The sequence below is a fragment of the Methylocella sp. genome, assembly GCF_041905455.1.
Classification (GTDB): domain Bacteria; phylum Pseudomonadota; class Alphaproteobacteria; order Rhizobiales; family Beijerinckiaceae; genus Methylocapsa.
Window position 1 is genome coordinate 46,104 of record NZ_JAYRLA010000012.1, and the last position, 19,424, is coordinate 65,527.

19 protein-coding genes are annotated in these 19,424 nt (G+C 71.0%); 11 read left to right on the top strand and 8 right to left on the bottom strand.

Annotated features, from left to right (window positions below):
* Window positions 1–59: 59 nt before the first annotated feature.
* The gene (gene rpmF, locus ACE3OG_RS11345; protein WP_374308667.1) at window positions 60–254 is read left to right on the top strand and encodes a 50S ribosomal protein L32; all 195 of its coding nucleotides are present in this window, start codon (window positions 60–62) and stop codon (window positions 252–254) included.
* Window positions 255–392: 138 nt separating this feature from the next.
* Here rpmF and tal read toward each other — a convergent pair whose 3' ends face one another.
* The 5 genes from tal to exbB all read right to left on the bottom strand — a co-directional run bounded on the left by tal (window position 393) and on the right by exbB (window position 4,454).
* Window positions 393–1,382, bottom strand: coding sequence for a transaldolase (tal, locus tag ACE3OG_RS11350; RefSeq protein ID WP_374308669.1), 990 nt, complete (start codon window positions 1,380–1,382; stop codon window positions 393–395).
* A gap of 133 nt (window positions 1,383–1,515) precedes the next feature.
* A complete protein-coding gene (locus tag ACE3OG_RS11355) occupies window positions 1,516–1,929 on the bottom strand; it encodes a calcium-binding protein (protein WP_374308671.1) in 414 nt (137 codons plus the stop codon).
* A 140-nt stretch (window positions 1,930–2,069) separates the two neighbouring features.
* Window positions 2,070–2,966, bottom strand: a complete 897-nt coding sequence (locus tag ACE3OG_RS11360) for an energy transducer TonB (RefSeq protein WP_374308673.1) — start codon at window positions 2,964–2,966, stop codon at window positions 2,070–2,072.
* Window positions 2,967–2,975: 9 nt separating this feature from the next.
* Window positions 2,976–3,455 carry a TonB system transport protein ExbD gene (gene exbD, locus ACE3OG_RS11365; protein ID WP_374308675.1) on the bottom strand — a complete coding sequence of 160 codons (480 nt, stop codon included), beginning with the start codon at window positions 3,453–3,455 and terminating at the stop codon, window positions 2,976–2,978.
* Window positions 3,456–3,458: 3 nt separating this feature from the next.
* A complete protein-coding gene (exbB, locus tag ACE3OG_RS11370; protein WP_374308677.1) occupies window positions 3,459–4,454 on the bottom strand; it encodes a tonB-system energizer ExbB in 996 nt (331 codons plus the stop codon).
* Between the two features lie 339 nt (window positions 4,455–4,793).
* Here exbB and ACE3OG_RS11375 point away from each other — a divergent pair, with 339 nt between their 5' ends.
* On the top strand, window positions 4,794–9,257 hold the full coding sequence (locus tag ACE3OG_RS11375) for a DUF4011 domain-containing protein (protein ID WP_374308679.1): 4,464 nt from the start codon (window positions 4,794–4,796) through the stop codon (window positions 9,255–9,257).
* On the opposite strand, the gene ACE3OG_RS11380 is transcribed toward ACE3OG_RS11375, so the two are convergent.
* Window positions 9,254–9,910, bottom strand: a complete 657-nt coding sequence (locus tag ACE3OG_RS11380) for a hypothetical protein (protein ID WP_374308681.1) — start codon at window positions 9,908–9,910, stop codon at window positions 9,254–9,256. The two genes, ACE3OG_RS11375 and ACE3OG_RS11380, sit on opposite strands and share 4 nt — an antisense overlap.
* A gap of 164 nt (window positions 9,911–10,074) precedes the next feature.
* On the opposite strand from ACE3OG_RS11380, the gene ACE3OG_RS11385 reads away from it, so the two are divergent.
* The gene (locus tag ACE3OG_RS11385) at window positions 10,075–11,289 is read left to right on the top strand and encodes an alpha/beta hydrolase (RefSeq protein ID WP_374308684.1); all 1,215 of its coding nucleotides are present in this window, start codon (window positions 10,075–10,077) and stop codon (window positions 11,287–11,289) included.
* 399 nt (window positions 11,290–11,688) lie between these two features.
* The gene (locus tag ACE3OG_RS11390) at window positions 11,689–11,991 is read left to right on the top strand and encodes a hypothetical protein (protein ID WP_374308686.1); all 303 of its coding nucleotides are present in this window, start codon (window positions 11,689–11,691) and stop codon (window positions 11,989–11,991) included.
* Between the two features lie 94 nt (window positions 11,992–12,085).
* On the opposite strand, the gene ACE3OG_RS11395 is transcribed toward ACE3OG_RS11390, so the two are convergent.
* The gene (locus ACE3OG_RS11395) at window positions 12,086–12,835 is read right to left on the bottom strand and encodes a phosphoadenylyl-sulfate reductase (protein WP_374308688.1); all 750 of its coding nucleotides are present in this window, start codon (window positions 12,833–12,835) and stop codon (window positions 12,086–12,088) included.
* A gap of 215 nt (window positions 12,836–13,050) precedes the next feature.
* Here ACE3OG_RS11395 and cysT point away from each other — a divergent pair, with 215 nt between their 5' ends.
* The 7 genes from cysT to ACE3OG_RS11430 all read left to right on the top strand — a co-directional run bounded on the left by cysT (window position 13,051) and on the right by ACE3OG_RS11430 (window position 18,603).
* Complete coding sequence (gene cysT, locus ACE3OG_RS11400; protein ID WP_374308690.1) at window positions 13,051–13,893, top strand: sulfate ABC transporter permease subunit CysT; 843 nt, start codon at window positions 13,051–13,053, stop codon at window positions 13,891–13,893.
* Window positions 13,890–14,801 (top strand): sulfate ABC transporter permease subunit CysW, encoded by a 912-nt coding sequence (gene cysW, locus ACE3OG_RS11405; protein WP_374308692.1) that lies wholly within the window; start codon window positions 13,890–13,892, stop codon window positions 14,799–14,801. Before cysT ends, cysW begins: the two co-directional genes overlap by 4 nt.
* A gap of 27 nt (window positions 14,802–14,828) precedes the next feature.
* Complete coding sequence (locus ACE3OG_RS11410) at window positions 14,829–15,899, top strand: sulfate/molybdate ABC transporter ATP-binding protein (RefSeq protein ID WP_374308694.1); 1,071 nt, start codon at window positions 14,829–14,831, stop codon at window positions 15,897–15,899.
* Between the two features lie 71 nt (window positions 15,900–15,970).
* Complete coding sequence (locus ACE3OG_RS11415) at window positions 15,971–16,621, top strand: DedA family protein (RefSeq protein ID WP_374308696.1); 651 nt, start codon at window positions 15,971–15,973, stop codon at window positions 16,619–16,621.
* Between the two features lie 37 nt (window positions 16,622–16,658).
* Window positions 16,659–17,288, top strand: a complete 630-nt coding sequence (locus ACE3OG_RS11420; protein WP_374308698.1) for a DedA family protein — start codon at window positions 16,659–16,661, stop codon at window positions 17,286–17,288.
* A gap of 69 nt (window positions 17,289–17,357) precedes the next feature.
* Window positions 17,358–17,672, top strand: a complete 315-nt coding sequence (locus ACE3OG_RS11425) for a hypothetical protein (RefSeq protein WP_374308700.1) — start codon at window positions 17,358–17,360, stop codon at window positions 17,670–17,672.
* Between the two features lie 25 nt (window positions 17,673–17,697).
* Window positions 17,698–18,603 carry an MBL fold metallo-hydrolase gene (locus ACE3OG_RS11430; RefSeq protein ID WP_374308702.1) on the top strand — a complete coding sequence of 302 codons (906 nt, stop codon included), beginning with the start codon at window positions 17,698–17,700 and terminating at the stop codon, window positions 18,601–18,603.
* A gap of 3 nt (window positions 18,604–18,606) precedes the next feature.
* Here ACE3OG_RS11430 and ACE3OG_RS11435 read toward each other — a convergent pair whose 3' ends face one another.
* Entirely contained in the window at window positions 18,607–19,380 is a 774-nt protein-coding gene (locus ACE3OG_RS11435; protein ID WP_374308704.1) for a DUF1499 domain-containing protein, read from the bottom strand.
* Window positions 19,381–19,424 lie beyond the last annotated feature (44 nt).

Sequence of the window (19,424 nt, forward strand, 5' to 3'; positions counted from 1 at the left end):
CCCGCCGCAGCCTCGCGATCAGTCATTCCAAGACTTGAGAAATCCGAGACCTTAAGACAATGGCCGTTCCGAAGCGCAAGACCTCTCCGATGAAGCGCGGCTTCCGCCGCTCCGCCGACGCGCTCGCCGCGCCGACCTATGTCGAGGACAAGGATTCGGGCGAGCTGCGCCGGCCGCATCATGTCGACCTCAAGACCGGCATGTACCGCGGCCGCCAGATCCTGACGCCGAAGGCCGCCAAAGTCGAGGACTGAAGAGAACGCCGAATCCGGGCCGGCCGCGCGCCGCCCGCCCGAACGCGCCTTTCGAGGCGCGTTTTTTTTTGCGTCCAACTCCGCTCAATGCGCGCCCGGGACCTGGCGCACATGGCCGCGCGCGCCGCAGCGCGAGCTTCAGAGATCGGCGAAGGCGCTTTCGGCCGAGGCGCGCAGACGCTGCGAGACGAGGTCGCGCAGCGCGCGCAGGTCGCGGCTGAACTGGCGGATGCCCTCGGCGAGCTTCTCGCTCGCCATGGCGTCCTCGTTGAGCAGGAGACGGAAGGTCTTCTCGTCGAGGCTGAGCCGCGCCGGCGCGCGGTCGGCGGGAATGTTCGGCGTCAGGCGGCGCGGGAGCGGGCCGCTTGCGCGCGCGAGCTCGTCGAGCAGCTGCGGCGCGATGGTCAGCCGGTCGCAGCCGGCGAGCGCCTCGATCTCGCCGGCGTTGCGGAACGAGGCGCCCATGACGATGGTCGCCACCCCGTGCGCCTTGTAATATTCGTAGATCTGCCGCACCGAGGCGACGCCGGGGTCGGTCTCGGGGGTGAAGCTCGCTCCGGTCGCCTTGACGTGCCAGTCGAGAATGCGGCCGACGAAAGGCGAGATCAGGAAGGCGCCGGCGTCGGCGCAGGCGACCGCCTGCGCGAGCGAGAACACCAGCGTCATGTTGCAGTCGATCCCCTCCTCCTGGAGGACGCGCGCGGCGCGTATCCCTTCCCAGGTGGCGGCGATCTTGATGAGGATGCGCTCGCGCCCGACGCCGCGGCGCGCGTACTCGGCGATGATCGCCCGCGCCTTCTCGATCGTGCCCTCGACGTCGAAGGAGAGGTCGGCGTCGACCTCGGTCGACACCCGGCCGGGCACGATCTTGGTCAGCTCCTCGCCGAAATTGACGGCGAGCCGGTCGGCGACCTCGCTCGTCAGCCGGCCGCGGCCGCGGCCCCACGCCACCGCTTCGGCGACCAGCGGCTCATAGGCGGGAAGCTGGGCGGCCTTGAGGATCAGCGTCGGATTGGTGGTCGCATCGACCGGCGCGAAGGTTCGGATCGACTCCATGTCGCCGGTGTCGGCGACGACCGTCGTCATGGACTTCAACTGGTCGAGTTTGCTCGGCGACGTTCCGGTCATGGGCGGTCCATTCATGGGCGATCCGCCGTCGAACGGCGGGGAAGCTCGCGCCACTCTATAGCCCGGCCGGCCGCGGCGCCAAGCGCGGGCGGCCGGAGGCGATCTCCGGCCGTCCGAAGCGAGGCGAAAAGCGTCAGTCGATCAGCTTCTCGAGGGCGTGGCCGGCCCGCGTCTCGAGCTCCTTCGCATCGAGCGTGCCGTCGTTGTCCTTGTCGGCGGCCTTGAACAGCTTCTCGACGATCGAAAGATATTCGGCCTTGTCCAGCGTGCCGTCCTTGTCGGGGTCGCCCGCGACGAACTCGCCCTTGCCGATCACGCCCTTGGTCTCGCGGCGGTCGAGCGTGTCGTCGGAATCCTTGTTCAGCGTGTCGAACTCGGCGGCCGCGGCGGCCTTGGCCTCGGCGAGGTCGAGCGTGCCGTCGTTGTCCTTGTCGTACTCCTTGATGAGGTCGGACGCGGCGAAAGCCGCCGATGCGAAGCTGGCGGCGAAGCCGGTGGACAGCAGGCCGCAGAGGGCGAGGCGGGTGAGCAGGGACTTGGACGCCATGGGGATTCTCCGTTTCAGGACCGTGAAAAGCTAATCCACATCTAGGTGGCGTTTAATTAAAAGTCCACTCAAAAATCGGGAATTTTTCCAATACCCGTCCGGTTTGCTCCGTACGGGCGTTCACACTTTCTCGACCGGCTTCACCCGCGCCGGAAGTTGACCGGCACGGTCAGAGTGATGGAGCCGCCGCCCATCTCCGGAGGCGGCGGCGGAAAAGGACCCGCGCGCCGCGGCAGCGAGACCGCCTCGGCGTCGAGCTGCGCCGAGCCGGAGCTGCGCGCGAGCCGCGAGGACGTGACGTTGCCGGACCGGTCGATGCTGAAGCTGATCACCGCGACGCCAGCCGCGCCGTCCGCTCCGGCCGGATAGCGCTTGGCGGCGTTGAGCCGCGCCGAGACGAGGCCGCGCCAGTTCGAGCCCGACATCGAGCCGCCGCCGCCGCCAAGGCCGCCGCCGCCCTGGCCGCCCTGCCCCGGCGTTCCGCCGGTCCGGCCGGGCGCCGTCCCGCTCGCCGCCCGGTCGCGCTGGCCGGGCTTCGCGTCCGGCGGCGGACGGACGATCTTCTTCGCCTCGTGTTTCGGCTTGGGCTTGGGTTCGACCTTCTTCGGAACGACGGGCTTTTGCGGCGCGAGCAGAACCGCGTCCGCCTTCTTGGCGGGCGCAAGGTCGGGGACCGGCTCAGGCGGCGGCGGAGGAGGTTCGGGAACGGGTTCGGGCTGCGGCTCGGGTTCGGGCGGAACCGGCTCAGGCTCGGGAACGGGTTCGGGCTGCGGCGCGGCCTCCGCCTCGATCGGCTCCGGCGAGACTTCCCCGCCGCCGTCGACCTGACCGACCGCCAGCGGCGGCAGGTCGATCATCAGCGCGGATTCGGGCGCGGCGGCGAGCGCGTCCTCGCTGCGCTTGTGCGAAATCCAGTACATGAAGCCGGCGTGCGCGAGGAGCACGGCGACGGCCGCCGCAGCCCAGCGGCCGACGCGCGGCCGTTCGGGCGGCGGCAGGATGAAGCGGGCCGGCGCGGCCGCGGGATCGAAGGTCATGGGCTGCGGTCAGGGCGCGGCGGACGCAGGAGCGGGGGGAGCGGGCGCGGCGGGAGCGGGCGCGGCGCCGGGCGTTTCGAGCCCGACGAGGCCGATCTTGAGATAGCCGGCGGCGCGCAGCAGGTTCATCGTCTCCATCACGTCGCCATAGGACACGACCTTGTCCGCGCGCACGAAGACGCGCGCCTCGCGATCGCCGCCGGTCTGCGCGTCGAGCGCGGCGGCGAGCGTCGTCGGCTCGACCGTCCGCTCGCCGACGACGAGCGAAAGGTCAGGCTTGATCGTCAGGAACAGCGGCTTGTCCGGCCGCTGCGCCGGCTGGGCGGTGGAGGCCGGAAGGTCGACGTTGACGTCGACGGTCGACAGCGGCGCGGCGACCATGAAGATGATCAGCAGCACAAGGATGACGTCGATGAACGGCGTGACGTTGATGTCGTGGTTGACTTCGAGGTCGTCGTCGCCGGCGCTCTGGCCGAGTTTCGCGCCCATCGGTCACTCCGCCGGACGGCGAATGGCGACGATCTGCCGGTCGCGCTGGACGTCCGGCTCGAGGGCGCGGTCGAGATCGCGCGAGAGATGGCGCATGACCTCGGCCGAAGCGTCGCCGAGCAGCGCCCGGTAGCCGGCGATCCAGCGCGCGAACATGTTGTAGATCATCACCGCGGGGATGGCGGCGACGAGGCCGAGCGCGGTGGCGAGCAGCGCCTCGGCGATGCCCGGGGCGACCACCGCGAGGTTGGTCGTCTGGGTCTTGGCGATGCCGATGAAGGAATCCATGATGCCCCACACCGTGCCGAACAGGCCGACGAAGGGAGCGGTCGCGCCGATGGTGGCGATGATCGTCGTTCCGAACGCCGCCCTGCGGCCGGCCTGCGCCTCGAGGCGGGAGAGCAGCGCGCCGACGCGCTCCTTGACGCCCTCCGGCGGCAGGCCGGACGAGCGCGCCCATTCGTCCTGTGCGGCGGCGGCGAAGCGGGCGATGGGCGACGCGCGGCCGGAAAGCGCCTGAGCGGCCGCGGCGAGATCCGGCGCGCCGGCGAGGCTCTCGAGGCCGCGACGCGCGCGCCTGCGGGCGGCGACAAGCTCGACGATCTTGGCGAGCGCGATCGTCCAGGTCGCGACCGAGGCGAGGGCGAGGCCGATCATGACCGCTTTGACGATCACATGGGCGTGCACGAACATGCCCCACGGCGACAGGTCGCCGGAGAATTTCAGCTGCGGGGCCCTGGCGAGGAGCGCGGGAGTCGCCTCGCCGGCGGGGCCGGCCTGCGTCGGCGGCGCGGCGGCTTCGGCCGACGGCGCGGCGTGAGCGTCATGCGGCGCGGCCGCAGGCTCGCTCGCGGCGGCGGGCGCCTCATGCGTCTGCGGCGTGGGCGCGGCCTGCTCCTGCGCCCGGACGGGAAGGACCGCGGCGAGCGCCAGCGCCAGGACGGCGACGGTCAGCGTCGGCCGCGACGAAGGCCCATGGAATAATTCTGGCCGCCCCATACCATTCTTCCCTATCAACGCAGAAAAATTCCCGACCGGCGCGCCGCGTCGCGGAAATTATAGAATAAGACGCGGGAGGCGCACAGAAATTTAGTCGAGGCGCTCCATTTCCACCAGCGCTGGGCGCCTGGAAAGCGGCGGCATATCTTATCGCGTCTTGTCGCGGCCCGAGAAAGACTCGCGCGATCCGCGAACCGGTCGCCGGCGGGTCGGAACGTTCATTTATCGTTTACCTAACGCAAATTTAATCATGACGATTTTCTTTACTTAATATTGATCATTTTTTACCACTTCACCGTCGGAGCAACCCTTGTCATCGCTTCGATCATGAGGCGGGGAATGGGCGCGGTCACGTCGTTTGCGGCGGTTCGCAGGGCGAAATCTGAACTTCAGGCGATGGAGGCGCGACAGCCGGCCGATCCGATCGAGGCGCATATCCTCAAGTTGCTCGCCGACGCGCGCCTCAAGCTGATCGAAACCAGCACCCGCAACCATCTCGTCCATACGCCGCGCGGCGGGCGGCGGGCGCGCCGCCTGCCGATCGTCGACGCGAAGAGCGACCTGATTTTCACGACGCTCGCGCGCGAGGGGCGCCCGCTGCGTTTCCTGCCCGCCGCCGCCGGCGAGTCGCGCCGCGCCCTCCGCGCCGACGCGGAGACCCGCGCGCGCGGCGCCCTGCGCACGCAGCTTTCGCCCGACGCCCTCCACAAGCGCCTGCACGCGATCAGCCGCGACGCCGGCGCCGCCGAGGAGGAGCGCGGCGTCAACATCCTGTTCCTCGCCCTCGGATTCCTGCGCTGGTACGAAAGCGACCGGTCGGACGCAGTGCGCGAGGCGCCTCTGATCCTGCTGCCCGTCGCGCTTTCGCGCGACGCGCGCCGTTCGACCTTCGATCTCGTGCGGCGCGAGGAGGACATCGTCGCCAACCAGGCGCTGCAGGAGCGGCTGCGCGGCGATTTCGGCCTGAGCCTGCCGGACATCCCGGAGAACGAGAGCTGGCTGCCGAGCGGCTATTTCTCGGCCGTCGCCGCCGCCGTCTGCGCCAAGCGGCGATGGTCGATCGACGCGGAAGCGGTCGAACTCGGCTTCTATTCCTCCTCGAAGCTGCTCATCACCCGCGACCTCGATCCCTCGTCCTGGCCGGGCGACGGGCTCGCCCGCCATCCGCTCGTGCGCGCGCTGCTGCGCGAGGGCTTCGCCAGCGCGCCGCCCTCGCCGCGCGAGGACGCGCGGCTCGACGAGGCGTTCGACCCGCGCGAACTCGTCCATGTCATGGACGCCGACGCGTCGCAGACGCGCGTCATCGAGAGCGTGCGCGCCGGCCGCGACCTCGTCGTCCAGGGACCGCCCGGCACCGGCAAGTCGCAGACCATCGCCAACATCGTCGCCGCCGCCGTCCATGACGGCAAGAGCGTGCTGTTCGTGGCCGAGAAGATGGCCGCGCTCAGCGTCGTGCACGACCGGCTGAAGAGCGTCGGCCTCGACGACCTCTGCCTCGAGCTGCACAGCCGCACGGCCAACAAGCGCCTCGTCGCCGACCGGCTCGACCACACGCTGCAGGCGGCCGAAATCCCCCTCGTCGACCTCGGAGCCGCGGACGAGCTCAAGCTCGCCCGCGACGCGCTCAACGACGCCGCGGAGCGGCTCCACGCCCCGATCGGCGAAACCGGCCTCACGCCCTTTCTCGCCCTGTCGATCCAGATCGCCGCGAGCGTGCGCCGCGTCACGCCCGACGCGGCGCTGGTCGAGGCGGCCCGCTCATGGACGCGCGCCGATTACGAGACGAAGGCGACGAGCCTCGAACGTCTCGCCGCCCAGACCGCGGCGGCGGGGCCGCTGATCCGCCACGTCTATTTCGGCGCGCGCCGCGCGAGCCTGCAGCCGGCCGATTTCGAGCGCCTCACGCCGCAGATGCGCCGGCTCGCCCGTGAGGCGGCGAGCCTCGGCGCGGCGGCCTCGGGCCTCGCCCGCTTCCTCGGCCTTCGCCTGCGCGCGACGCTCGAGGGGACGCGCGCCCTGATCGGCCTCCTGCGCCTCGCCGCCTCCCTCAACCAGGACTGCCTGCCGCTCGCGCGGGCGCTCGCCCGCTCAAAGGCGATCGAGCGCGTGATCGCCGCCGCCGATCAGGGGCTCGCGTGGGACAGGCTGCGGCGGCGCCACGCGCACGCCTTCGACCCCGCGGTCTGGACGGCGCCCCTCTCCGAGCTGCGTCCGGCGCTCGCCCGCGCCGCGACGTTCTGGCCGGCGCGCCTCTCCAGAGCCTCGCGCGCGGGCGAACGCCTGCTGCGCTCGCTCGCCCGCGCGCCGCTGCCGCGCGACGGCGAGGCCCGCCTCGCCCTGCTCGACGAACTCATCGGCGCGCAGGCGCTGGCGCAGGCGCTCGACGGGCAGTCTCCGGCGCTGCGCCACATCCTCGGGCGCGCGTGGCGCGGCGCCGACACGGATTTCCTGCGCCTGCGCGCCACGGCGCATGTCGCGCAGGCCTTGCTCGCGCAGGACGAGGGGCTCGACTTCGAGCGGCTCGCCGACCTCGTCGCCAAAGGCTCGGCGCGAACGCTCGCCGACGATCTTGCGGCGGGCGCTGCGAGCGTCGCTCCGGCTTTCGAGGCGGTCGCGCGCGCGCTCGACCTCGATCTGTCCGCCGCCTTCAACGAGCGCTCGATCGAGGCGATCGACCTTGAACGGCTGTCCGAGCGGGTCGGGCAGTGGGCGATTCATCCCGCCCGGTTCGAGGAGTGGACCCGCCTTTCGGGCGCCGACCGGCGCATGCGCGCGGCGGACGGCGCGGACCTCGCCGACGCGCTGGCGACGGGCGCGCTCGCCCCGGCGCACGCCGTCGAGCGGCTTCAGGCCGCTTTCGCCGAGGCGGCGTGGCGGCGGGCGATCGAGGCCGATCCGGGGCTCGCCGCCTTCGACGGCGCCCGCCACGAGGCCCTGGCCGACGCCTTCCGCGCGCTCGAGGCGCGCGCCCGCCTCGCCGCGGCGCAGCGCGTGCGCGCGAAGCATCGCGAGGGCCTGCCGCGCGGCGCCTTCGGCGCCATGGCGACGATCCGCGGCGAGATCGGCCGCAAGCGCAACCACATGCCGCTGCGCAAGCTCATGAAGACGGCGGGCGAGACGATCCAGAAGATCAAGCCGGTGTTCCTCATGAGCCCGCTGTCGGTCGCGCAACACCTTCCGCCGGGCGCGCTGACCTTCGACCTCCTGATCATCGACGAAGCGAGCCAGGTGCGCCCCGGCGACGCGCTTGGCCTCGTCGCCCGCTGCCGCCAGATGGTCGTGGTCGGCGATAAAAAGCAGCTGCCGCCGACGCAGTTCTTCGACCGCATGCTCGCCGACGAGGCCGACGGCCGGGAGGACGAGGAAGCGGCGGACGGAGAGCCCCGGCTCGCGCCGGTCAACGACCTCGAGAGCATCCTCACCCTGTGCGAGGCGCGCGGCGTCGAAACACGGATGCTGCGCTGGCACTACCGTTCGCGCCATCCTTCGCTGATCGCGGTCTCCAACGCCGAGTTCTACCGCCGCCTGATCATGCCCCCCGCCCCGACGAGCGAGCGGGGCGAACGCGGCCTCGTGCTGCGCCGCGTCGCGGGCGCCTACGACCGCGGCGGCTCGCGCACCAACCTCGTCGAGGCCGAGGCGGTCGTCGCCGCCTGCGCCGAACATGCGCGCGCGACGCCGGCCCTCTCGCTCGGCGTCGTCACCTTCTCCACGCCGCAGCGCGACCTCATCGCCGAGCGCCTCGACGCGCGCCGAAGGGACGATCCGGCCCTCGACGCCTTCCTGCGCGCAGACGGCCGCGAGGAAATGTTCGTGAAGAACCTCGAGAACGTGCAGGGCGACGAGCGCGACGTCGTGCTGATCTCGCTCGCCTACGGCCCGCGCGAGCCGGGCAAGCCGCTCGAGCGCATGGCCTTCGGCCCGATCTCGAGCGAAGGCGGCGAGCGGCGCCTCAACGTCGCCTTCACGCGGGCGCGGCTGCGCTGCGAGGCGTTCGCCTCGTTCGGCTCGGGCGACATCGACCTCGAGCGCGCGACCGGCGTCGGTCCGCGCGTGCTCAAGCGCTTCCTGCGCTTCGCCGAGACCGGCGCGCTCGACGAAGCGGCGCCGAGCGGGGCGGGCTTCGATTCGCCGTTCGAGGCCAATGTCGCGGCGGCGATCGAGGCGATGGGCTATCGCGTCGAGCCGCAGATCGGCTCGGCGGGCTTTCGCATCGACCTCGCCGTGCGCGACCCCGCCCTGCCCGGCCGCTACATCCTCGGCGTCGAATGCGACGGCGCGACCTATCATTCCGCGCTCTGGGCGCGCGAGCGCGACCGGCTGCGGCAGGAGGTGCTGGAAGGGCTCGGCTGGACCATCCTGCGCGTGTGGAGCACCGACTGGTTCTATCGCCGCGACGCGCAGCTGCGCCGCCTCAAGAGCGCGCTCGACGCGGCCCGCGACAAGGCCCGCGCGCAGGCTGCGGCTCCGGCTTCGCCGACGCTCGCGCCTGGCCTCGCCCCGCCCGATCGCGCCGAGCCCGCGCCGAAAAAGACGCGCCCGCGCGCCGTCCGCTCGCGCGACCTCGCCTCGCCGCCGCCGACCGAAGCCGCGCGCCTCGCAGCGTTGATCCGCGCCATGGTCGAGACGGACGGGCCGCTGTCGCGCGGCGACATCGCCTCACGCGTCGGCGCCGGCCCCGAGCTCGAGGCGGCCTATGACCTGCTCGCCGGCCGGAAGGGCGGGCTGCGCCTCGACGGCGACGTGTTCGCGCCCCGGCTGCGCCGCGCCGCCGGCGGACGCGGCGGAGGCTCGGGCGCCTAGCGCGAGAGGCGCGAGGCGCGCCGCGCGGCGGGAAGGACCGCGAGGACGGCCGCGAAGGCGAGATCGGCGCAGGCCTCCTGCGGGCGCGAGGTCGGCGCGCCGAGCCGCTCCGGCGGCGGAACATGAATGAAGCCGACGAGCGCGCGACGCGCGCGGCGCAGGGCGAGGAACAGCGCCTGATTGCACACATAGTCGCCGGCGTCGTTCGAGCGTCCGGCGGGAAAGCCCGCGCGCGCGAGCCGCGCGAGGATCTGCGGCGCCGGCGCGCTCGCGCGCAGGAGCGGCGGCGCGCCCCGCTCGACGAAGGCGTCGGAGGCGAAGGCGCCGCGGGCGTCGGGACGCAGTCGCCCGATCCGGTTGCGCGCCACGGCCTCGACGCCGACGCGCGCCCGCCGCCGCGCGAGGCCGAAGCAGAGGATGGCGTCGGGCTCGAGCGCGCCGGCCGCCGCCTCCAGCGCGCGCCCGACTTCGGCGAACGATGCGGGCAGCACGCTCAACGAGAGCTCGACGCCGAGACGGGCGAGGCGCGGGCGTCGACGCTCCAGCGCCGCGACCATCGCCTGCGTCGGATTGCGCGGCGCGCCGGGAAAACCTGCGAAGCCCGTGACGAGGATGCGCGTCCGGCGCGCAGGAGGGCGCGGGGGAGCGTTCACGACTTCGCGCTCCGGCGCAGACGGCTTGCGCGCCGCAGGGCCGCATTGGCGACACGTTCGAGCGACATAGGAGAAGAGGAGCGCCTCGTTAAGGCTTCGTCAACGCGCCGGCGCTCAAACGGAGGCGGCCGGGCCCGAGGGATGCGGCGGTTCGAGAGGCCAGGATGCAGCTATTGCCCCAGACGCGCGGCGTTCGCGGCGCCTTCCTCGCCGCGCTCGCGGGGGCGGGATTTTGCGCGCTCGCCCTCGCCGGCTGCGGCGGCGGCGATTTCGACGGCGAGGCCGCCGGCCCGCGCCCGGTCGCGATGTTCGTCGTTTCGACCCGCAAGGGCGAGACGGACGCCCTGAGCGAAGCCTCCAACGACGGCGTCGGGCGGGCCTCGCTGCAGTTCATCGGCGTTCCGCCCGGCCACCGGACCGGCCAGCTCGAACGCCCCTCGATCGGCGCGCCGGATCCCGAGCGCCATTTCGCCCTCATGAAGCGCCGGCCGCTCGACGAGGCGGCCCTCTCCGCCGCGCTCGCCTCGCATCTGTCGGGCCGCGTCGGATCGAACCGCGACGTGCTTCTTTATGTCCACGGCTTCAACACGAGCTACGACGAGGCGCGCTTCCGCCTCGCGCAGATCGTCGTCGACGGCCGCTTCGGCGGCGCCCCTGCGCTGTTCACCTGGCCCTCGACCAACAATCTGCTCGACTATGGCGCGGCGAAGGAGAACGCGACGATCTCGCGCGACGCGCTGGCGCGGCTGATCCGCGACCTGACGCAGGTTCCCGACGTCGGGCGGGTGCATATCCTCGCCCATTCCATGGGCTCCTGGCTGACGATGGAGGCGCTGCGGCAAAACGCCATCGCCTACGGACCTTCGGCCGGCGACAAGCTCGGCGACGTGATGCTGGCCGCGCCCGACATCGACCTCAGCGTGTTCCGGCAGCAGCTGGCGCGCCTCGACCCGTCGCATATTTTCGTGCTGGTGGCGGCGAACGACCGCGCTCTGTCGCTCTCGCGCACCCTCGCCGGCGACCGGCAGCGCCTCGGCGCGCTCGATCCGAACGCCCCGGCCGACCGCGCCGCGCTCGAAGGGCTCGGCGTCAGGGTGTTCGACCTGACGCGCGAGGCGGACATCTTCATCGGACACGGTGCCTACGCCGACGCGCCGGACGCGGTGCGCACCATCGGCGCGCGGATCGCCGCGCCGCGCGCCGGGGAAGCCGGCGTGCAGGCCGTGCTCGGCGAGCGGCCGGTCGACAACCGCATCCTCAGCGAGCCGCTGGCGCCCCCGCCCCCCGCGCCGGCGCCGCCTCTCGCCGGGGCGGCCGCCGCTCCGGCCGAAGATCCCACGTCCGCGCCAGCGCTCGCGGCGGCGACGCCGGCGCAGTGAAATCGGCGTGACGATGGAACTTTTGAACGCGGCGCGCGTTGTATTCAAATTGTGGTGCGCGTCCGCACATTGTTTCCGTCAAGCTTGACCGATAAGCGCGAACCGGCGCGGCGATTTGAGACAAAGCTGAACGGAGATTCAAGTTTTATTGAAATTTTATTCGAGCTAGTCTTTGTCACGTGAATTTTTTCTCCTCCTGATAGTGTGGTGCACAATGAAATTCATAATTCTGTTGCATGGCAGCATGAATTATTCGCATTGACGGCGGGATGTGAATAGTATTAATTGGTGTGGCGAAGGCGTTGCGGCTGCTTCGCCCACGCCTTCCCAAATCCCAATCTTTCGTTGGCGCGTCGCGCCTAACCAAAGCGAGAGGCAAATAGCTGAAGCGAGGGTGTCATGTGCTTGATCGCTGAAGTCGTCCATTCGTGCTCGAACGAGAAAGTGGCCCAGGCCGCGGTCTCCTCGATCGGCTCCGATTTCGCTGGCAAGGTCAAGGCTACCGCCACCGTCTATGGCCTTTCGATGGGCGCGTTCGCCGCCCATACGGTCGAGCAATTCGGCCGCACATGCGACATTGAGGAGAAGCGCGTCCTTCGCGTCCTGATGAAAGGGACCGATCAGCCGATCCTCGTCGCGCTGGAGCATATTCTGCGTCCCGCCGTCGAGCGGACGCGCGCATTCGAGGCGGCCGACGGTTAAGCCACCGGTCCGGCCCGCGACCGTCCTTTGGGGGCGCTTCGGCGCTCCTTATTTTTATCCATGGTCTTAATGCGCCGCGGCGCGGCGAAACCGGTCAGCCCGTGCGCCCGACCGTCTCGGCCGGCGGGCGCACATGCAGGCCGCATTCGGTCTTCGCCTTGCCGCGCCAGCGCCCCGCGCGCGAGTCCTCGCCCGGCCGCACCTTCGACGTGCAGGGCACGCAGCCGATCGACGGATAGCCCTGCGCCACCAGTTCGTGGCGCGGCAGCCCGTGCAGGTCGAGATAGTCCGAGAGGCGCGTCGACGACCAATCGGCGAGCGGGTTGATCTTGACGCGGCCCTCGTCCACCTCGAACAGCGGCAGGGCGGCGCGCGTCGCCGCCTGGAAGCGCTTGCGGCCGCTGATCCACGCCTCGAACCCTTCGAGCGCGCGTTCGAGCGGCGCCACCTTGCGGATGTGGCAGCAATGGTCGGGATCGGATGACCACAGGAACGTCTCCGGGTCTTCGCTCCTCAGCGCCTCCGGGTCGGGCCCGATGGAGCGCACGTCGGTCAGTCCGAGCCGCTCGACGAGGGCGTCGCGGTAGCGGAGGGTCTCGGGGAACAGCACGCCGGTGTCGATGAACAGCACCGGCAGCGCACGATCGATCTGCGCGGCCATATGCAGCAGCGCCGCCGAATCGGCGCCGAAGCTCGAAACCAGGGCGATCCGTCCGGGGAAGAGGTCCTCGATCGCAAAGCGCAGGAGGCGGTTCGCGTCCAGCGCCCATATCCTGTCGGCGAGGCGCGCGATCGTCGCCGCGTCGCCAAGGCGCGCGCCAGCGTCCTGATCCTGATCCGCCATCGTCGTTCTCCTTCGTTTCGGGCCCGCGGCCCGACGGACATATAGGCTATTCCCTATCAAATTGCGACAATCGCCAAATTACACATATTGACTGCGTTAAATCTCTGCGCGGGCGCCTGATTTTAAGGCTGGCAACAGATCACAATATCTGTAGACAATAGCTTCTCTATGGATTTATAGGCCGCTGTCGGAACGGCAGCCGAAGGAACCAGCATTTGTCGTTGACCAGCTTTTCGATCAGACGCAGCTCCGTCGTGCCGGGGTTCGGGCTTTCGCTCGGCTATACGCTCGTCTACCTCAGCCTGATCGTCCTTCTGCCGCTCGGCGCGCTCGTCCTCAACGCCACCGGCCTCGGCTTGTCGGGCCTGATCAGCATCGGCCTCCAGCCGCGCGTCTTCGCCGCCCTGAAGACGAGCTTCACCCTCGCGCTGGCGGCGGCCGCGGTCAACGTCGTCTTCGGCCTCATCGTCGCGTGGGTGCTCACGCGCTATGATTTTCCCGGCCGGCGCCTGCTCGACGCCGCCGTCGATCTCCCCTTCGCCCTGCCGACCGCCGTCGCCGGCATCGCCCTGACCGCGATCTACGCCCCGACCGGCCCCATCGGCGCCCTCCTCGCGCCGCTCGGCTGGAAGATCGCCTTCACCCCGCTCGGAATCATCGTCGCGCTGGTGTTCATCGGCCTGCCGTTCATCGTGCGCACGGTGCAGCCGGTCATCCAGGATCTCGAGCGCGACGTCGAGGAGGCCTCCGCCTCGCTCGGCGCCGACCGCCTCGACACGCTTCGCCGCGTGGTCCTGCCGACGCTCGCCCCCGCGCTGCTCACCGGATTCGCGCTCGCCTTCGCACGCGGCGTCGGCGAGTACGGCTCGGTGATCTTCATCGCCGGCAACGTCCCCTTCGTGTCGGAGATCGCGCCGCTGCTCATCGTCGTGAAGCTCGAGGAGTTCAACTACGAAGGCGCGACGGCCATCGCGTTGTGGATGCTGGCGCTCTCTTTCCTCATCCTTCTTTCGATCAATCTCGTCCAGGGCTGGAGCCGCAGGAGATTCGGCAAATGACCGACGTGACCGCCGCCTTCCACGGCGCGCCCGAAATCGCCATGACGAAGGCGAGGCCTCGCCGCGCGCGCGGGCCGGCGACGAGCGAAAGCCCCCTCGTCGCCGCTGTCCTCATCGCCGTCGCCGTCGCCTTCCTCGGCCTGTTCCTGATCCTGCCGCTTGGAGTCGTCTTCGCCGAAGCGTTCAGGAACGGGGCGAAGGCCTATCTCGCCGCCCTCGCCAATCCGGACGCGCTCGCGGCGATGAGGCTCACGCTGATCGCCGCCGCGATCGCCGTGCCGGCGAACGTCGTCTTCGGCCTCGCGGCGGCGTGGGCGATCGCCAAGTTCCGCTTTCCCGGCCGCAGCTTCCTCATCACGCTGATCGACCTGCCGTTCTCCGTCTCTCCGGTCGTCGCGGGTCTGATGTTCGTGCTGCTGTTCGGCGCGCAGGGCCTGTTCGGACCGTTCCTGAAGGCGCATGACGTCGCGATCATCTTCGCCGTCCCCGGCGTCGTGCTGGCGACGATCTTCGTCACCTTCCCCTTCGTCGCGCGCGAGCTCATCGCGCTGATGGAGGACCAGGGAACGGCCGACGAGGAGACGGCGCTGTCGCTCGGCGCGAGCGGCTTCTCGACCTTCCTGCGCGTCACACTGCCCAACGTGAAATGGGCGCTGCTCTACGGCGTGCTGTTGTCCAACGCCCGCGCCATGGGCGAATTCGGCGCCGTCTCGGTGGTGTCGGGCCATATCCGCGGCGAGACCAACACGCTGCCGCTGCAGGTTGAGATTCTCTACAACGAATACGCCATCTCCGCCGCCTTCGCCGTCGCCTCGCTGCTCGCCCTGCTCGCGCTGGTGACGCTCGTCCTCAAGACCCTGCTCGAAAGCTTCGCCAGCGCCGGCCTGCCCGGCGGGCGCGGATGCTAGAGCCGAAGCGCAACAGGGAAAGCCGCCATGCAGATCCGCGCCCACGACATCTTCAAGTCCTTCCCCGGCGCCAGCCGCGCAGCCCTGAACGGCGTCAGCCTCAACGTCGGCTCCGGCGAGCTCGTCGCCCTGCTCGGCCCCTCGGGCGGCGGCAAGACGACGCTGCTGCGCATCATCGCCGGCCTCGACCTGCCCGATTCCGGCCAGGTGTTCTTCGGCGACGAGGACGCCTCGCAGAAATCCGTGCAGGAGCGGCGCGTCGGCTTCGTGTTCCAAAGCTACGCGCTGTTCAAGCACATGACGATCGAGGAGAACGTCAGCTTCGGCCTTTCCGTCCGCGCTCGCGCCGATCGTCCCGCGAAGGCCGAAATCCGCCGCCGCGCCCGCGAACTTCTCGATCTCGTCCAGCTCTCGGGCCTCGAGGGGCGGCGCCCGGCGCAGCTTTCCGGCGGCCAGCGCCAGCGCGTCGCGCTGGCGCGGGCGCTCGCCGTCGAGCCGCGCGTGCTGTTGCTCGACGAGCCCTTCGGCGCGCTCGACGCCAAGGTGCGGCGCGAGCTGCGCAGCTGGCTGCGCGAGCTGCACGGGCGCACCGGCCACACCACCCTGTTCGTCACCCACGATCAGGACGAGGCGCTCGAGCTCGCCGACCGCGTCGCCGTGCTGAGCGGCGGCCGGATCGAGCAGATCGGCACGCCCGACGAGATCTACGACCATCCGGCCACCGCCTTCGTGCATGGCTTCATCGGCGAGTCGACCGCCATTCCCGCCCAGCTGCGCGCCGGCGAGGTGTTCATCGGCGAGCATCGCGTCGAGCTGCCGGCCGCGGACCGGCTCGCCCGCGCCGCCGACGGCGAAGGGCGGCTGTTCGTGCGTCCGCAGGACGTGCTGATCGGCGACGAAGGCCCGGGCGCGCTGCCGGCCGAGATCATCTCGGTGCGCCGCTCCGGCCCGACGCGGCGCGCCGAGATCGGCTTCCCGTTCTCGCGCGCGAGCGTCGAGGCGGAGGCGCCGCCCTTCGCCGCCTTGACGCCGGGCGAGCGCGTGCCGGTGCGCTTCCGCCGCGGCGCCTTCTTCCTGCAGGAAGACGCGCGCGCCTGAGCGCGGCGCGTTTGACGCGCGCGGCCGCACGGGCGAGGCTTGGCGCAAATCCCTCCTGAGGGCCGCGCGCCGTGCCGCACGATGAGATCGCCGTCCTGCTGTCGCGCTACGGCGATCTCGCCGTTTTCTTCGGCGTCGCGATCGAAAGCGCCGGCGTCCCCTTCCCGGGAGAGGCGACCCTCCTCGCCGCCGCCATCGCTTCGGGCGCAGGGGCCGCGTCGGGCCTGCGCATCGAGGGCGTGATCGCCGCGGCGGCGGCCGGCGCGATGCTCGGCGACAACGTCGGCTTCTGGGCCGGTCGCAGGCTCGGCCTGCCGCTGCTCGCGCGCTATGGGCCGAAAATCGGGATCGACGCGCGCCGCCTCAAGATCGGCGAGCTTTTATTCGCCCGCCACGGCGGCAAGATCGTCTTCTTCGGCCGCTTCGTCGCCTTCCTGCGCGCCTTCGCCGCCCTGCTCGCCGGCGCGTGCGGCCTTGCTCCGCTGCGCTTTTTCCTGTTCAACGCGGCGGGCGCGATCGTTTGGGCGAGCCTCTTCGGCGGCCTCGGCTTCGCCTTCGGCCACGAGGCGCGCCGCCTCGCCGGTCCGATCGGACTCCTTGGCCTCGTCGGCGCGGCGGCGTTTTTTACTTTCGCATGGCGATTCTATAAGGTCGAGGAAACGCGTCTTTTAGCGGAGGCCGAGGCGGCGTCGAACCGCGCCGCTCAAGACGAGCCGTCTTGAGTTCGCCGCAGGAACGCCGCCCCATTCAGGAGCCTTCGTGTTCATCGAGCAGATCCAGCCGCTGATCGCCCAGCACGGTTACTGGGCCGTCTTCCTCATCGTCATGCTGGAAAGCGCCGGGCTTCCTCTCCCCGGCGAAACCGTCCTTCTGCTCGCCGCGGGCTACGCGGGCGCGACCGGCGAGCTCGACGTCGTCTTTGTGATCGGCGCGGCGGCGCTCGGCGCCGTCGTCGGCGACAACATCGGCTACTGGATCGGACGACGCTTCGGCGCCGGGCTTCTCGTGCGCTACGGCAAGTTCATCCATCTGCCGCCGCACCGGCTGCGGCTCGGCCAGCACCTGTTCGAGAAGCACGGCGGCAAGATCGTCTTCTTCGGCCGCTTCGTCGCCTTCCTGCGCGTGCTCGCCGCGCTGCTCGCCGGCGTCAATCAGTACGACTGGGGCAAGTTCCTGTTCTTCAACGCGACCGGCGGCCTTATCTGGGCCGGCGTGATGGGAACGGGCGCCTATATCTTCGGCGACGCCATGCACAGGGTGAGCGGCCCGCTCGGCCTCATCGCGCTCGGCGTCGTGGTGGTGGTCGCCGGCGTCGCGATCGTGCTCATGCGGCGCGAGGAGAAGCGCCTCGCCGCGCAGATCGCCGGGGACGCCGGACAGGAGGCCTGAGCGCGTCGGAACGATGAAGGCGGGGCGCCGTTGGCCGCACGCCGATCCATCGTTCAAGGAGACGTCGCCATGACGACCGGAACCGCAGCACGATGCGCATGGAGCTTCGCCGCGATCCTCGCGGGCGCGCTGGCCGCCGCGCCGACCGCCGCGCTCGCGCAGACTGCGCCCGGCGCGCCGGGAACGTCGCAGACGATTCCCGAAAAGGTCGACCCGCCGCTGCAGTCGGGGCGCAGCGAAAGCCTCAGCGACAAGCTGGACGCTACGAACGGCGTGGTGACGCCCAAGCCTGGCGTCGACCCCGGCATCGTCAAGCCGGCGCCCGTCCCCGAGCCCAACTCGACGCCGGTCATTCCGCCGCCCCCCGGAAACGGCGCGAAATAGCTCCCGCTTTTCCGGCGCGCGCGTCATGAGCGCGTCGGGCGGCTCCATAAGCTTTTCGCGCGGCTTCGACGCCGCGCCCGGCGTTCTCGAACGCGTCTCGCCGCTGACGCGGCGCATGGTCGCGCCCAATCCCTCGCCGATGACCTTCACCGGCACCTGCGCCTATATCGTCGGCGAAGGCGAGGTCCTGGTCATCGATCCGGGTCCCGCCGACGACGCGCATATCGAGGCGCTGGCGCGCGCGCTGGGGCGCGAGACGATCGCCGCCATCCTCGTCACCCACACTCACGGCGACCATTCGCCGGGCGCGCGCCGCCTCAAGGCGCTGACCGGCGCGCCGGTCCTTGGCTGCGCCCCGCATGCGCCGACCGGCGTCGAGGCGGCCGACCGCGCCCATGACCTCGCTCATGCGCCCGACCGCGTCCTGGCCGAAGGCGACGTAGTCGAGGCGGGCGGGGCGCGTCTCGAGACGGTCGGAACGCCCGGCCATACGCGCAACCACCTGTGCTTCGCGCTGGCGCAGGAAAAGGCGCTGTTCTCCGGCGATCACGTCATGGCCTGGTCGACGACCGTGGTCATTCCGCCCGACGGCGCGATGGGCGATTACATGGCCTCGCTCGAAAAGCTGCGCGCGCGCGACGATTCGGTGTTCTGGCCGGGTCACGGCGGCCCGGTCGTCGAGCCGCAGCGCTACCTGCGCGCGCTCGCCCACCACCGCCGCCAGCGCGAGCAGGCGATTCTCGCGCGTCTCGAAAGGGCGCCCGCGGCCGTCGCGGCCATCGTCGCCGACGTCTATCCCGGCCTCGACGCGGCTCTCGCGCGAGCCGCGCGCCTCTCCACCCTCGCCCATCTCGAAGACCTCGCGACGCGCGGCCTCGTCGTCGTCGAGGGCGCGCCATTCGAGGAGGGCGCGCGCTTCAGGCTGGCTTAAGCCTCATTGCTTGCGGTCCACCTGACGCTCGAGCGCCGCCTCGAAGGCCTTGATGTTGCGGGCGTTGACGCCGAAATCGACCGGCGCGAAGCGCGAGGCCGAGCGCACGTCGACGCGGGTCTGCTCGGTCACCGGGCGCACCCTGATCGTCACATAGGACGGCAGGCCGAGGATCGGGCTGCGCGCGATCGCCTCGATATGGCCGATGCGCATGCGCCCGCCGGGCGGGATCGCCTCGACGATGGTCCAGCCCGCCGCCTGCGCCGCCCGGCGCAGCGCGGCGAAGGCCTCGGGGACCTCGAGGTCGAGCAGCATCGGCAGAATCTTCGGATAGGCTTTCGCCTGCGCCAGCCTCTCGGCGACGGACGGGATCGGCGGCGGCGCGCCGCGCGCTGCGAAGGCGACGCGCGAGGCCGAGAAGACCGGCGGGTTCGAAAGATCCGTCGTCAGGTCGAGAAGCCGCGGCGCGCGCGCCGCCTGCGCCAGCACATAGGCCGGATAGGCGAGGAGCGCGAGCGCGAGAAGGAGGCCCGCGCCGGCGCGCCCCGCGCCGCGGCGCCCCGTGCGCCATACGACGACGAAAGCCGCGAGCGCGCAGACGACGGCGGCGAGGGCGAGGCCGAGCGAGCCGCCGAGCACGGCGAGGGCGGCCGGCGGGTCGAGGCCCGCGCGCGAGGCGAAGACGCCGATCAGGGCGACGGCGAGCGCGAAGGCGGCGAGCGCCCGGCTCGCCAGCGCCGGCCTCGCGTAGGGTTCCTCAAAGACCAGCGGCCGCATCGTGGCCTCGGTTGTTGCGCCGCGCGGAGCTTGCGCCTGAGAAC